This window comes from Sphingomonas sp. GW822-FHT03G08 (assembly GCF_058801135.1).
Genome location: NZ_JBXAMZ010000001.1, coordinates 417,098 through 430,311 on the forward strand (window position 1 = coordinate 417,098; position 13,214 = coordinate 430,311).

Here is a 13,214-nt window from a genome sequence, read left to right on the forward strand (position 1 = left end):
TCCCGCATTCTTTGCTAATGCGATTGACTATCAATAGCGGATGCGCAAGATTTCCGGTCATAGTGATCGGAGTCCCCATGACCGTCAGCGCAACCCTCACCGCCCTGCCCGAACTCCAGCCCGAGGATCCCGGCGCGCGGCTGCTGTTGTTCGGCGTCCGCCAGATGGGCGCGCACGGCATCCACGACGCCTGTACCGCCCACGCCTTCGTCACCGCTTTCGGCAAGAGCTTCCAGCGCCCGCTGGTGCTGCTGCGCGCGCTGATGCAGGAGATGTCGGCGCTCTCCGCCGGGCCGATCCAGATCGCGCCCTGGTGCTGCGCCCGGATGACCGGCGCGGAAGCCGCGCTGCTCCAGGTGCTCGGCCGCGTCCGCACCCAGCCCCAGCTCTCCGCGGTGCTGCTCGCCGACATGCTCGGCGTGCGCGACGCCACCGGCGTGCTGATCACTGCCCATGCACTCGCCAACAGCTTCGCCGACATGGGGCTGGCGTTCGACGCCGAGGATTAGCTTGTACCGATTCCAAAAGGCAGTGCTGGCCTGGCTGTTCGCCGGCAAGTCGCGCCGGGCTAGAACACGTCCGGCGGCAGCTGGATCGCCTCCAGCTTCCAGGTCATCCCCCGTATCCGGAACTGCAGTGCGGCCCCGTCGCTCCGGGTCAGCTCGAAGCGATTGAGCGAGATCCGGTGGTAGCGCATCTCGTTCGCCTTGAGCTTGATCGTCCCCGGCCGCTCGGTCTCGGCCAGCGGCGCGGCGGCGAAGATGAAGCGCATCCCCTCCGGCGAGACCGCGGCATCGACCACCGTATCGCCGATCCCCGAGCGCACCAGCGCGCCCAGCACGCCGCCGCCCTCGCCCGGCAAATGCGCCGAGATCTGGCTCTTCACGCTGCCGCGCACCGCGTCGAAATCGACATGGCCGGCCAAAGCGTCGATATCGCGTGCCTCGGCCGCGCGCTTCATCTGCCACAGCGTGTAATAAGGCGAGCCCCATAGCCAGCCGCCCGCGGCGACCACGACGAGCACCAGCAAGGCAATGATCCAGCGCTTCCTCACGCGGTCACGCCCCTGGCACGCAGCCCGGCCAGCGTCTCGGTCGCCCAGCGATACATGTCCGCTTCCGCGGCGCGTTGCTGGCGATCCATCCGCTTCATCCGTTTCTCGACCTCTTCAAGCACCGCCAGCGCCTTGCGATCCCAGCCCTGGTCGATCAGCAGCGCGGCATAGCGGCAGCGCGCTTCCTCGCCCGGCATGCGGGTGACGATATCGGCATAGACCTCCAGCGCCTCGTCCTTGCGGTCCAGGTGCTCGAGGATCTTGGCGCGCAGCAGCGCCTGGCGATCGCGTTCGCTCTGGCCCATCGGCGCGGGCACTTCGTCGAGCAGCGCCAATGCCTCCGCGCCCTTACCGACCTCGTAGAGCGTGTTCGCCAGCTTGCCCTGGGTCCGTACGTCGGGATCGCCCACCGTCATCCGCAGAGACTCGCGATAGAGCGGCTCGGCCTCTTCATGTCGGCCCAGCGCGGCCAGCGCATCGGCGACGCGCAGCCGGTTGCCGGCGGTGTCGGCCAGGTCGAGCGCGCTCCGGGCGGCGCGCAGCTCACGCTCGGGGTCGAGCGCGGCCACTGCCTTGGCCCGCGCGGTGCGGACATGCCGGTTCTGCCCCAGGCCGGGGAGGATCTCGACGAAGAAATAGGCGATGGCGCTGACCACGGGCAGGAAGATCAACGCGGTAACCCATAGCGGGTTTCCGCCCCGCCGCATCAGGTGGACGATGCACGCCACCTGCAGCGCGATTACGAGGAGATAGGGCATCAGGCTTTCGCCTCTTCCCCGCCCTCGCCTTCGGTGCCTGCCGTGCCGATCGAGCGGTCGACAAGGCCCGTGCGCATCATCCACCAGTAGATGAACACGCCGGGCAGCGCGATCAGCGTGGTCAGCAGGTAGAAGTTCACATAGCCCATCGCCTCGATCAGGCTGCCCGCGGTGGTACCGGTCAGGAAGCGGCCGAGGATGCTCGCGCCCGCGGAGATCAGCGCATATTGCGCGGCGGTGAAGCGCAGATCGGTGAGTGCCGAGAAATAGGCGATGACGACCACGCCGCCAAAGCCGCTGGCGATGTTCTCGAAACCGATCGCGCCGGCCATGCCCAGGTTGGAATGGCCGGCCGCCGCCAGCGCCGCGAAGCTCAGGTTCGAGATCGCCATCAGCACCAGGCTGAGCAGCACCGATCGCTTCATGCCCATCCGCGCATAGAGCATGCCTCCGATGAACACGCCGATCATATAGGCGAAGAAGCCGAGCGCCACGTCGTAGAAGGCGATCTCGTCATTGGTGAAGCCGAGATCGTCGAACAGCAGGCGGAAGGTCAGGTTCGCCAGCGTGTCGCCGATCTTGTGGACCAGGATGAAGATCAGGACGATCCATGCACCCTGGCGCTGGAAGAACTCGACGAACGGCCCCCAGATCGACTTGAGCACGGTCGCCAGCCCCTTGCGTTCGGCGGGCGGACGGTGGCGCTCTGGCTCGCCGAGGATCAGGCCAGCGATGATCGCGGGCAATGCGAACAGCGCGCAGACCAGATAGGCCGCTTCCCAGCCGAACCGCGCCGCGACGACCAGCGCCACCGCGCCGGCACCGGCGGAGCCGATCCGCCAGCCATATTGTGACATGCCCGAGCCATAGCCGAGCTGGCGCGGCTCGAGGATCTCGATCCGGTAGCCGTCGATCACGATGTCATAGGTCGCGCCGGCCAGGCCGACGAGCACCGCGGCCGTCACCATCGGCCAGATATTGTTCGGATCGGCCTGGGTGAACGCCATGTTGGCGACGGCGGCGACCACCAGGATGCCCGCCACGATCAGCCAGGACACGCGCTGGCCCAGCTGGCCGAGGATCGGCAGCTTCACGCCGTCGATGATCCAGGCCCAGAGGAACTTGAGGTTGTAGACCAGGATGGCGAGCGCGAACGCCGTGATCGTCGCCTTGTCGATCCCGTCCTGCTTCAGCCGGCTGGTCAGCGTCGCGCCGATCATCGCGAAGGGGAAGCCCGAGCTCAGCCCGAGTGCGAAGGAAGCGAGCGGCGCATTCTCGAAATAGGGGCGCACGCCCTCGGGCAGGTCGGCGCGCCAGTCCTCGGGTGCCGCCTTGCGCCCGGCGACGAAGGCCGCGAGCAGGGCGACAAGGGCCAGCCAATAGCCGATCGCGGGCTGGATCGCGCTCGTCGCCAGCGCCTTGGGCGGGGAGAAGGCGGCGAACAGCACCGCCAGGATCACCAGCAGGCCACCCACGGCGGCACCGCCGACCATCAGGCTCGCGCCGCCACGTTGGCGCCAGACGAAGCTCAGCACCAGGCTGGCAACCGCGACCAGCATGCCGAGCACGAAGGTCATCGACGGCTTGAACGCGCCCGTGCCGGTGATGAAGTCATAGCCGCGCACCGCCAGCGGCGCCGAACCCGGCGTCGCCACGGTCAGCCAGGGCAAGGCGAGCAGCGCCAAGGCCACTGCCAATGCCAGCTGCGCCGCCGGATAAGCCCATTGCGGCCGCTTCACCTGCTCCATTCCTTCTTGCCCCCACGTACTTCCGGCGCGAAACTAGCCAAAAATACCAGGAAGGCCATAGGGAGGAATGCCATGAATGCGCCGACCGAGGGGCAATTGGCGCTGGCCGGAGCGCTGGCGCGGGGTGGATCGAAGGGCGAAGGCGAAATCGCCCATGTCGCCGCCTCGGTCTATACCAGCCCGGAACGCTTCGCCGACGAGCAGGCCTACATCTTTTCGCAGGTCCCGCTGGTCATTGCGCCCTCCGCGCTGCTGCCCGAACCGAACATGGCGATCCCGCATGACGGCTTCGGCAAGCCCCTGCTCATCACCCGCGACAAGGCGGGCCAGGCGCATGTCTTCCTCAATGTCTGCCGGCACCGCGGCACCAGGCTGGTAGAAGGCTGCGACGCGGTGAAAGGTGGCCGCCTGGTCTGCCCCTATCATGCCTGGACCTATAATTTCGACGGGCGGCTGATCGGCCTGCCCCGCGCCGATACCTTTCCCGGCCTCGACAAGGGCGAGTACGGCCTCAAGCGCCTGCCCACGCACGAGGCCGGCGGGCTGATCTGGTTCTCCTTCACCGAGGACGCCGATTTCGCCGAGGCCGACCTGCTCGCCCGCGATTTCGAGGCGTTCGACCTGTCCGCCCAGCATCTGTTCCGCCGGCGCACCCACAGTGTCAACGCCAACTGGAAGCTGATCATGGACGCCTTTCTTGAGGCGTACCACGTCCAGCGCCTCCACGCCGCGACGATCGCCCCCTTCTTCCAGGACGGTGTCTCGACCGCGGATACGATCGGTGCCCACCAGCGCTCGGCGGTCGGGCGCGAGGCGGCGCTGGCGGCGCTTTCCTCCAGCGACTGGGCGACGCTGCGCGCGGCGATCACCTATACCTACCAGATGTTCCCCGGCACGGTGCTGGTGGTCAGCCCCGACTACATCAACCTCATGGTCCTGATGCCCCAGTCCGAAGGCCGGGTGCTGGTCGAGGATTTCATGCTGATCCCCGAGCTGCCCAGCACCGAAAAGGCGCTCGCCCATTGGGAGAAGAGCTGGGAGCTTCTCGACGGCGGCGTCTTCGCCTCGGAGGATTTCCGGGCCTGCGAACTGGGCCAGCAGGGACTGGCATCGGGGGCGGTCGAGCGGGTGACCCTGGGCACGCTCGAGCTCGGCATCCGCCACTTCCACGATGCGGTTAATGCGCATCTCCGGTAGAGCCCTGAGGGTAATTCCTCTGTATATCCTCCGTTCCGGCGCGGGCGTACCTAAATTGGGTATTCGAGAGGATCATCCCATGCCGCTTCCGCTGCCGCCCCGCGAGTTCCTGGACATCAACGAGGAAGACCGTCTGCCGCGCGGCACCGGCCTTATCATCGCGTTCGGCATCGGCGCGGTGAGCTGGGCGATCATCGTCGCGGCCGCGCTCGTACTGCTGCGCCACTGAGCCCCAATTCGGGCTCGGCTGGCTAAGCCGCGCTCAGGAACAGGCTGAAATTCCCCGGTAGCCGCCGCGGCGCCTTGGCGCCTTCCAACACCGCCTCGATCGCTTCGATCGCCGCCAGCAGGTCCCGCTGCGGATAGGGCTTGGCCAGGCATCCCGCCGCCAGCGCCCTGGCTTCCTCGGGGAAGCTCCCAGTCACGAACAGCACCGGAAGGCCCCGTCCCTGCGCGGCGCGGGCCACTTCGAGGCCGCTGCCATCGGCCAGCATTACATCGGCAAGCACCAGGTCGAGATCGCTGTCCGCCGCGAGCACGCGGAGCGCCTCGGCCACGGTATCGACCGTCGCGGCTACCGCGAAACCTTCACCACTCAGGAAATGCTCGGTGTCGAACGCGAGCAACGGTTCGTCCTCCACCACCAGGAGTCGCGCAATCCGTCGCTTTTTCCGTCCGAACAACATGCCGCCTGAAGCCCGCCAAGTCTCTGAACCCACAGCGCTAACGCGCGAATCCCTTTCGAGGGCGCAATAATTTTTGAAGCGACCGCGACAATCGCTATATCGCCCCTGTGTCTCCATCCAATCCCAAAGAAGCGCAGCGCATCGCGAAGCTGCTGGCCCGTGCAGGAATCGCGTCCCGTCGCGATATCGAGCGCATGATCACCGACGGGCGAATCGCCGTGGACGGCAAGGTGCTCGACACCCCTGCCACGCTGCTCACTTCGCTGAGGGGCGTGACCGTCGACGGCAAGCCCGTCGCCGAGCCCGCGCCCGCCCGCCTGTTCCGTTATCACAAGCCCGCCGGCCTGCTCACCACCGAGCGCGATCCCGCCGGCCGCCCGACCATCTATGACCATCTGCCCGAGGGACTACCGCGCGTCATGCCGGTCGGCCGGCTCGACCTCAGCACCGAGGGGCTGCTGCTGCTCACCACCGATGGCGAGCTCAAGCGCGAGCTGGAGCTGCCCGCCACCGGCGTCGAGCGCAGCTACCGCGCGCGCGCCTATGGCAACGTCACCCAGGCCCAGCTCGAATCGCTGATGCTCGGCGTCGAGATCGAGGGCATCCGCTATGGCTCGATCAACGCCAATATCGAGCGGCGGACCGGCGCCAATGTCTGGATCGAGATGACCCTGACCGAGGGCAAGAACCGCGAAGTGCGCCGCGTGCTCGAATATCTCGGGCTCGAGGTGAACCGCCTGATCCGCACCCGCTACGGCCCCTTCTATCTGGCCGACATGCCTCCGGGCGATGTCGACGAGATCCGCAAGGCCGATCTCATCACCTTCCGGACCGTGATGTCCAAGCCCGGCGGCGGCAAGGCGGCCTCGAACCTGCAGTTCGCGGTGCGCTCGCGCGTCGTCGAGCCGGCGCCCCGGCCCGAGCCGGTGTCGACGGGCGGCAAGGAGCCGGAGGGGCGCCGCAGGGTCGCCAAGCCCGTGGCGGCGCCGAAGAAGCCGGTGTTCACCGCCCGCGTCACGCCCCAGGCCCGGAATGCCGAGGAGCCCCGTGTGCCCGGCAAGCCAGGCTTCGCGCCACGCGGCGAGCGCCCGGTGCGGGCGGAACGGTCCGAGGAACGGCCCCGCGGCCCGGGCAAGCCCGGCCTTGCACCGCGCGGTGCGGCCCCCGATCGTCGCGAGCGCTCCGAGGAGCGGCCGCGTGGTCCCGGTAAGCCTGGTATCGGGCCGCGTGGCGAACGCCCGGCACGGAATGAGCGCAGCGAGGAACGGCCCCGCACACCGGGCAGCAAGTTCTCGCCGCGCAAGCCGCGCGAGGAAGCCCCCGCCAATCCCGCCCGCGCAGCACGCGCGCGCGCCCATCGTGAGACGCGTGAGCCGCGTGAGGGCGATTTCATCGATCGGCCCAAGCCCGCGCGCCGCCCCGATCGTGGCCCTGCCGGTGGTCGCGGCAAGCCGGGCAAGCCCGCCCGCCCGCCAAGGACGCGCAAGTAATGCGGATCATCGCCGGAGAATGGCGCGGCCGCCCGCTCGTCGCGCCCAAGGGGGACACCACCCGCCCCACTGCCGACCGTTCGCGCGAGGCTCTGTTCTCGATGCTCGCCAGCCGCCTCGGCAGCTTCGAGGAACTGGCCGTCGCTGATTTGTTCGCGGGATCCGGCGCGCTTGGCCTCGAGGCGTTGTCGCGCGGTGCCGCCTCGTGCCTGTTCGTTGAGCAGGACAAGCCGGCGCTGGATGCCTTGCGCGCGAACATCGCCAAGCTGGGCGCCAAGGGGGCGGAAGTCCGCGCCGGTTCGGTGATGGCACTTGGCCCGGCACGCGCGCCGCTCGACCTGATCCTGATGGACCCGCCCTATGGCACCGGCGCCGGCAGCGTCGCGCTCGACAAGCTCGGCCGCCTCGGCTGGGCGGGACCCGCGACCTGGATCAGCATCGAGACGGCGAAGGACGAAGTGCCCGATGTCGCCGGCTACACTGTCGATGTCAGCCGCACCCATGGCAAGGCGCGGCTCACCTTGCTGCGGATGGCCTGACCGCTCACCTCCACTGTTCCCCGGCCTTTGCCGGGGAACTGACGAGCCGACTTCCTACAGTGCCTGGACCGCGACTCGCCAAAGTACACAAAGTACAGGCCAAGAAGCGGTTCTAGCGCCGCTCGATCACCCCAATTCGAGGCTGGCGTCGCGTGCCGCGCAATATGATTGCGTGCGCGTGATCCTATTTTCGCCAACCGCGTCAAAGAGCAGCCGGCCCGAAGGCTGGCTGCGCGAGCCCAGCAGGCTAAATCCTACATTGCAAGCCGGCGCTTCTGCACGAGCAGCAGCCCGACCAGGCTCAGCATCCCGGCCCCGGCGAGATAATAGCCGACCAGCTCCAGCCCGCCCTGCTGGACCAGCCAGGCCGCGATCAGCGGGGTGAGGCCACCGCCGAGGATGCCGCCCAGGTTGAAGGTCACGGACACGCCGGTATAGCGCACGCGCGCCGGGAACAGGCTCGGCAGCCAGGCGCCGAGCGGGCCATAGACGAACCCCATCACGAACAGCGCGAAGGCAAGCCAGATCGCGACGCTGGGCAGCGAGTCCGGCCCGAGCATGAGGGTCATCGTCAGACCCACCGGCACGGTGAACAGGCAGCCGAGCATCAGCACGCTGTTGGCGGTGCGCTTGTCCGCGCTGATCCCGGCGACGGCGATGCCGGCCGCCATGAACAGGATGGCGATCAGCTCGATCCCCAGGAACGTCTCGCGGTCATAGCCGAGCGTCTTGGTGCCGTAGCCGATGATGAACACGGTCGAGATGTAGAACAGCGCGAAGCAGGCGATCGTGCCGACGGTGCCGGCGAAAGTGGCGAGTGCGCTGGTGCGGAACAGCTCGCCGATCGGCACGGCGGGGGGTGCTTCCTTCTCGGTCGCCGCGACATATTCGGGCGTCTCGGTGATCTTGAGGCGTACCCACAGTCCGAGGAACACCAGCACCGCGCTCGCCAGGAACGGCAGGCGCCAGCCCCATTCGCGGAAGGTCGCCTCGTCCATCAACGCGCCCAGCACCAGGAAGAAGCCATTGGCGAAGATGAAGCCCACCGGCGCGCCCATCGGCGGGAAGCTGCCATAGCGGTTGGCCCAGCCCGGCGGCGCATTCTCCACCGCGAGCAGGCTCGCCCCGCCCCATTCACCACCGAGACCCAGCCCCTGGCCGAAGCGCAGCAGGCACAGCAGGATCGGCGCGGTGACGCCGACCAGCGCATAGCCGGGCAGGAAGCCGATCAGCACGGTCGAGATACCCATTAGCATCAGCGAGGCGACCAGCGTCGACTTGCGGCCCAGCCGGTCGCCGAAATGGCCGAACAGCACTCCGCCCAGCGGCCGCGCAAAGAATGCGACGGAGAAGCTGGCATAGCTGGCGAACTGCGCGATCCAGGGCTCGCTGGCGGGAAAGAACAGGTCGGGGAACACCAGCGCCGCCGCGGTCGCATAGATGTAGAAATCGTAGAATTCGACCGAGGTGCCCACCAGGCTGGCGAACAGGATGCGGCGGTGCGATGCGGCGGCCTTGGTCATGCCCTCTCCCCTTTGATCCTCTCCTTGGATCGATTGACCGCAAAGGGGAAGCCCGTTCATCGGCCGGACAGTTTCGCCCGCGTACCGGAAAATCCTCAGCGACCGGAAGTCAGGGAGACGGGCGATGCGCGAATCGGCAGGCAGGCGGCTGGCTTATGCCACGCTGTTCGCAATCCTGGCCGGGCTGCTCGTCGCCTTCTGGAACCCGATCGAGCATTTCAAGGCGGACCTGCGCGCCGACGGGCAGGGATTCAAGTTCAGCATCGAGCTGGCGAGCCATCTGCTCGAACTGGGCGCGAAGCGGCTCTAGCGCCTCTCCACTCAGGGCATCTCACACGCTACTCGGTTCCCCGGCGAAAGCCGGGGGCCAGCTGCAATGTCGCTTGAGAGGTTTGACCTCCCTATCGAAATACGCCGAAACCGGGCCCCGGCCTTCGCCGGGGAACGGCGAGGTTGAATATCGGCGAGCCCTACCCTCTTCGCCGCGATAGCGGATCGGTCTAGGCTCCCGAAAAATCGGGAGGACAGCATGCGCATCACCGGCCTGGCGGCATTCGCCCCGCTCCTCCTCGCCTCCGCTGCCCCTGCGCCGCATTACGCCGTCGTCCCTGGCTGGCCGAGCCTGCCCGAGGGGCGCGTGCTCGGTCCCTGTTCGGGCGTCGCGGTGAACAGCAAGGGCGAAGTGCTGGTCCTCCACCGGGGCAATCGCGGTACCGATGCCAAGGGGCTGGTGTCGGTGAAGGAGCCGGTGGTCGAAGTGTTCGACGCGGTGACCGGCAAGCTCAAGCGCGAATGGGGCGCCGGGCTGTTCGTGGTGCCGCATGGGATCAGCATAGGCCCCGGCGATCATGTCTGGATCACCGATACGGGCACCAGCCAGGTCTTCGAGTTCGCACCGGACGGCACATTGCTCCGTACGCTTGGCGAGCGGGGTGTGCCGGGTGCCGATGCGACGCATTTCGATCGTCCCACCGATGTCGCGCCGATGGCGGACGGGAGCTTCTATGTCGCGGACGGCTATGGCAATTCGCGCGTCGCGCGGTTCGCTGCTGATGGGAAGCTGCTCTTCCAATGGGGCTCGCGCGGTACCGGGACGGGCCAGTTCAATATCCCGCATGCGCTGGCGGTGGATGGATCGGGCCGTGTCTATGTCGCCGACCGGGTGAACGACCGCGTCCAGGTCTTCGACGGCATGGGGCACTTCCTCACCGAATGGAAGTCACCCGTGATCGGCCGCCCCTTCGGCCTGGCGCTGCTTCCCGGCAACCGGATCGCGATCCTCGACGGGGGATCGAACCCGGACAAGGTGCCCGATCACGACGGCGTGACGATCGCGGCGCTCGATGGCCGTCAGGTCGAGCATTTCGGGCGGATGGGCAACCAGGACGGCCAGTTCTGGATCGCCCATGACATCGCCGCGGACCGGGCCGGCAATATCTATGTCGTCGATATCGCCGGCCAGCGCGTGCAGAAGTTCGCGCGGCGCTGAGGCTTAGAGCCCCAGCACCTTCACGCCGTTGAGCATCGCCCAGTAGAGGCAGCCCGAAAGCGCCATCGCCGCCGGCAGGGTGAGCAGCCAGGCGAGCGCCAGGTTGCGCACCGTGCGGCCCTGCAGGCCCGCGCCGCTCGCCACCGATGCGCCGGCGACGCCCGAGGACAGGATGTGCGTGGTCGATACCGGCAGGCCGAAGCGATCGGCCGCCAGGATCGTGCCGGCTGCGACCAGCTCGGCCGAGGCGCCCATCGCATAGGTCATGTGCTGCTTGCCGATCTTCTCGCCGACGGTGACGACGATCCGCTTCCAGCCGATCATCGTGCCGAGGCCAAGCGCGAGCGCGACGACGATCTTCACCCAGAGAGGGATGAAGCGCGTGCCGGCTTCCAGCTTCTTCTGATAGTCGCCCAGCGCCTTGAGCTCCTCCGCCTTGTAGCCCTCGGGCTTCTTGGTCGCGAGCTTGGTGGTGTCGAGCACCAGATACATGTCGTTGCGGACATTGCCGGTGGCTTCCGCCGGAACCTTGCTCAGCGCGCCATAGCCCTGGACGCGGCCGGTGAGATCCCTGGACAGGCTCTCGAGCGCAGCGAACACCTCGGGGGTCTCGGCCTTGCGCTGCTGGAGCGCGCTGGTGAGCACGGTGCGGGCCTGGGCCGGCGCCAGGTCGGGCAGGCCGTTGCTGCGCGCGTCGAACACGGCCTCGGCGATGTTGGCGGTCTGCACATAGGCGGGCGTGGCGCTCGCCGACTGGGTGCGGTTGAGCGCATAGGCGGTGGGGGCGCAGCCGATCAGGATCAGCATGATCAGGCCCATGCCCTTCTGGCCGTCGTTCGAGCCATGGCTGAACGAGACCGCGGTGCAGGTGAAGATCAACGCGCTGCGGATGCCGATCGGCGGCGCGGTGTTCGGCATCGGTGAGGTGTAGAGCTTCTGGTTGCGCAGGAAGACCCGCATCACCAGCAGCAGCGCGATCGCGGCGAAGAAGCCGATCAGTGGCGCCATCCACAGGCCGGTGAGGATCTTGGTCGCCTGGCTCCAGTCGACGCCGGCGGTGCCGCCGCGCGAGCCCGCGTTGATGAGCTGGTTGGCGAAGCCGACGCCGAGCACCGAGCCGATCAGCGTGTGCGACGACGAGTTGGGCAGGCCGATATACCAGGTGCCCAGGTTCCACAGCACCGCCGCGAGCAGCAGTGCGAAGATCATCGCGAAGCCGCCCGAGGATCCCACGTTGAGGATCAGTTCGACCGGCAGCAGCGTGATGATCGAATAGGCGACGGCGCCCGACGACAGCATCACGCCGAGGAAGTTCCAGAAGCCCGACCAGACGACGGCGAAATGGGCGGGCATCGAATTGGTGTAGATCACCGTCGCGACGGCGTTGGCGGTATCGTGGAAGCCGTTCACGAACTCGAAGCCGAGCGCGATCAGCAGCGCCAGGCCGAGAAAGAGGAACACGCCGGTGGCCAGCTCCTCCCCTACCCCCTTGGTGTCGGTCAAAACGCTCCAGCCGGCAAAGGCCAGCCCGCCCACCATGATCGCCGCGAACAGCAATTTGGCGAGGGGATGCGTCTTGTAGTCGAATCGGGGGCCGGGCTGCGGTTGGTCAACCGGTGCGGCTTGGTCCAGAGCGAGTGATGCCATGATATGCGCGCCTCTGGCCGGAGGGTGTGACAGCCTTATGACAAACGCATGACAGGCCCATGGATCGGCCAGTTTGCGTCATTCCGGCACGCGATTACGGGTCCTGTTCGGGCCAGGGCGGATTAGCACCGAATGGGCCCCAACTCACTTTGCCAAAACCCGCGGGGCGTCGGACAACCGGAGTGCCTGATGTTGGCAAGGAGACAAGAATGAAGGAACTTTCATTGCTCGCCGCCTGTGCAACGCTTGCCCTGATGGGCTCCGCGATGCTTCCCTCTTCGCAAGCCATGGCGCAGACCAATCCGAACTGCCTGCCTGAGCTGACTCCGGACGCACCGCCGCCGAACCCCGAGGACAATTGCGACGAGGTCGGCAATCCCGAGGAAGGCGGCACCGACAATCCGCCGCCTCCGCCGCCGATTCCGCCCAGTGCTTTCGCACGGGCCGACGCGATCGCGCTCCGCGAGATCTACGTCTAGATCCGCTCCTGGCGAGACGGTTGGGCGAATCGCGCAACCGTCTCCATCCGCCGCCATCAGCGCGGCGTGTCCATCGATTTCAGAAGCGCAGCTGCATATAGGCCTTGGGCCCCGGCTTGATCCCGCGATTGCCGCCCGGCGCGCTCATGAAGCCGCGTCCGCGCAGCCGCCGCAGCCAGGCGAAGCCCAGCTCGACCTTGTCCGACGCCTCGAAGCTCAGCCGCGCCCCGGCATAATGGCGGGCATCGCGTACCATGCCGCGATCCGCATCGAAGCGCGGGGCCTGCGCCACGGCGCTCAGCCCCAGCCAGGTGTGCCCCAGCACTTCCTTCTGCACGGAAAAGCCATAAGAGGCCTTGGTCTCGTCCGCCCGCCAGGCTTCGCTCGGCTCGCGCACGGTCGCGCTGGTCCGCAGCCACAGGCCGGAGACATGCTCCTCGTTCTTCACCCGGATTTCCGGCCGCAGCACCAGATAGGCGGTCTGCGCCGCCGCAATCGCCTGAGCACATGCCGGCGCACAGGCGAAAACCGCCCCCGCCGCCGCAATCAGACTCGCCCCCCGAATCATCATTATCCCAGCTCCCCAGCTGCGGGATTTGGCCGC

At 67.5% G+C, this 13,214-nt stretch carries 15 protein-coding genes; 8 read left to right on the top strand and 7 right to left on the bottom strand.

The window, feature by feature from the left end:
• The first annotated feature begins 77 nt into the window (after positions 1–77).
• Positions 78–509, top strand: coding sequence for a DUF6628 family protein (locus AC1RJ5_RS01700; protein ID WP_342249788.1), 432 nt, complete (start codon positions 78–80; stop codon positions 507–509).
• Positions 510–568: 59 nt separating this feature from the next.
• On the opposite strand, the gene AC1RJ5_RS01705 is transcribed toward AC1RJ5_RS01700, so the two are convergent.
• From AC1RJ5_RS01705 to AC1RJ5_RS01715, 3 genes are read right to left on the bottom strand one after another with little or no spacing between them, the layout of a single operon-like run.
• Complete coding sequence (locus tag AC1RJ5_RS01705; protein ID WP_493111364.1) at positions 569–1,054, bottom strand: DUF2939 domain-containing protein; 486 nt, start codon at positions 1,052–1,054, stop codon at positions 569–571.
• Positions 1,051–1,812, bottom strand: coding sequence for a tetratricopeptide repeat protein (locus tag AC1RJ5_RS01710; protein WP_269575362.1), 762 nt, complete (start codon positions 1,810–1,812; stop codon positions 1,051–1,053). Before AC1RJ5_RS01710 ends, AC1RJ5_RS01705 begins: the two co-directional genes overlap by 4 nt.
• Entirely contained in the window at positions 1,812–3,116 is a 1,305-nt protein-coding gene (locus tag AC1RJ5_RS01715) for an AmpG family muropeptide MFS transporter (protein ID WP_269576459.1), read from the bottom strand. Before AC1RJ5_RS01715 ends, AC1RJ5_RS01710 begins: the two co-directional genes overlap by 1 nt.
• 516 nt (positions 3,117–3,632) lie before the next feature.
• Between AC1RJ5_RS01715 and AC1RJ5_RS01720 the strand changes: the two genes are divergently transcribed.
• Both AC1RJ5_RS01720 and AC1RJ5_RS01725 read left to right on the top strand, forming a co-directional pair.
• The gene (locus tag AC1RJ5_RS01720; RefSeq protein ID WP_269575361.1) at positions 3,633–4,757 is read left to right on the top strand and encodes an aromatic ring-hydroxylating oxygenase subunit alpha; all 1,125 of its coding nucleotides are present in this window, start codon (positions 3,633–3,635) and stop codon (positions 4,755–4,757) included.
• A 79-nt stretch (positions 4,758–4,836) separates the two neighbouring features.
• A complete protein-coding gene (locus AC1RJ5_RS01725) occupies positions 4,837–4,986 on the top strand; it encodes a hypothetical protein (RefSeq protein WP_269575360.1) in 150 nt (49 codons plus the stop codon).
• Positions 4,987–5,008: 22 nt separating this feature from the next.
• Here AC1RJ5_RS01725 and AC1RJ5_RS01730 read toward each other — a convergent pair whose 3' ends face one another.
• Positions 5,009–5,443: a response regulator transcription factor gene (locus AC1RJ5_RS01730; RefSeq protein ID WP_269575359.1), complete on the bottom strand. Its 435-nt coding sequence runs from the start codon at positions 5,441–5,443 to the stop codon at positions 5,009–5,011.
• Between the two features lie 107 nt (positions 5,444–5,550).
• On the opposite strand from AC1RJ5_RS01730, the gene AC1RJ5_RS01735 reads away from it, so the two are divergent.
• On the top strand, positions 5,551–6,933 hold the full coding sequence (locus tag AC1RJ5_RS01735; protein ID WP_342249790.1) for a pseudouridine synthase: 1,383 nt from the start codon (positions 5,551–5,553) through the stop codon (positions 6,931–6,933).
• Complete coding sequence (gene rsmD, locus AC1RJ5_RS01740; RefSeq protein WP_342249791.1) at positions 6,933–7,472, top strand: 16S rRNA (guanine(966)-N(2))-methyltransferase RsmD; 540 nt, start codon at positions 6,933–6,935, stop codon at positions 7,470–7,472. The genes AC1RJ5_RS01735 and rsmD overlap by 1 nt, the downstream gene beginning before the upstream one ends.
• A gap of 254 nt (positions 7,473–7,726) precedes the next feature.
• On the opposite strand, the gene AC1RJ5_RS01745 is transcribed toward rsmD, so the two are convergent.
• Positions 7,727–8,995: an MFS transporter gene (locus tag AC1RJ5_RS01745; RefSeq protein ID WP_493111368.1), complete on the bottom strand. Its 1,269-nt coding sequence runs from the start codon at positions 8,993–8,995 to the stop codon at positions 7,727–7,729.
• Positions 8,996–9,119: 124 nt separating this feature from the next.
• Here AC1RJ5_RS01745 and AC1RJ5_RS01750 point away from each other — a divergent pair, with 124 nt between their 5' ends.
• Together AC1RJ5_RS01750 and AC1RJ5_RS01755 are read left to right on the top strand one after the other, a co-directional pair.
• The gene (locus tag AC1RJ5_RS01750; protein ID WP_184166075.1) at positions 9,120–9,305 is read left to right on the top strand and encodes a hypothetical protein; all 186 of its coding nucleotides are present in this window, start codon (positions 9,120–9,122) and stop codon (positions 9,303–9,305) included.
• Between the two features lie 219 nt (positions 9,306–9,524).
• Positions 9,525–10,484 (top strand): peptidyl-alpha-hydroxyglycine alpha-amidating lyase family protein, encoded by a 960-nt coding sequence (locus tag AC1RJ5_RS01755; protein ID WP_493111370.1) that lies wholly within the window; start codon positions 9,525–9,527, stop codon positions 10,482–10,484.
• Positions 10,485–10,487: 3 nt separating this feature from the next.
• Here AC1RJ5_RS01755 and AC1RJ5_RS01760 read toward each other — a convergent pair whose 3' ends face one another.
• Positions 10,488–12,131: an inorganic phosphate transporter gene (locus AC1RJ5_RS01760; RefSeq protein WP_342249794.1), complete on the bottom strand. Its 1,644-nt coding sequence runs from the start codon at positions 12,129–12,131 to the stop codon at positions 10,488–10,490.
• A gap of 209 nt (positions 12,132–12,340) precedes the next feature.
• On the opposite strand from AC1RJ5_RS01760, the gene AC1RJ5_RS01765 reads away from it, so the two are divergent.
• On the top strand, positions 12,341–12,610 hold the full coding sequence (locus tag AC1RJ5_RS01765) for a hypothetical protein (RefSeq protein WP_269575354.1): 270 nt from the start codon (positions 12,341–12,343) through the stop codon (positions 12,608–12,610).
• A 79-nt stretch (positions 12,611–12,689) separates the two neighbouring features.
• Here AC1RJ5_RS01765 and AC1RJ5_RS01770 read toward each other — a convergent pair whose 3' ends face one another.
• Positions 12,690–13,181 carry a hypothetical protein gene (locus AC1RJ5_RS01770; protein ID WP_342249795.1) on the bottom strand — a complete coding sequence of 164 codons (492 nt, stop codon included), beginning with the start codon at positions 13,179–13,181 and terminating at the stop codon, positions 12,690–12,692.
• Positions 13,182–13,214: the final 33 nt, after the last annotated feature.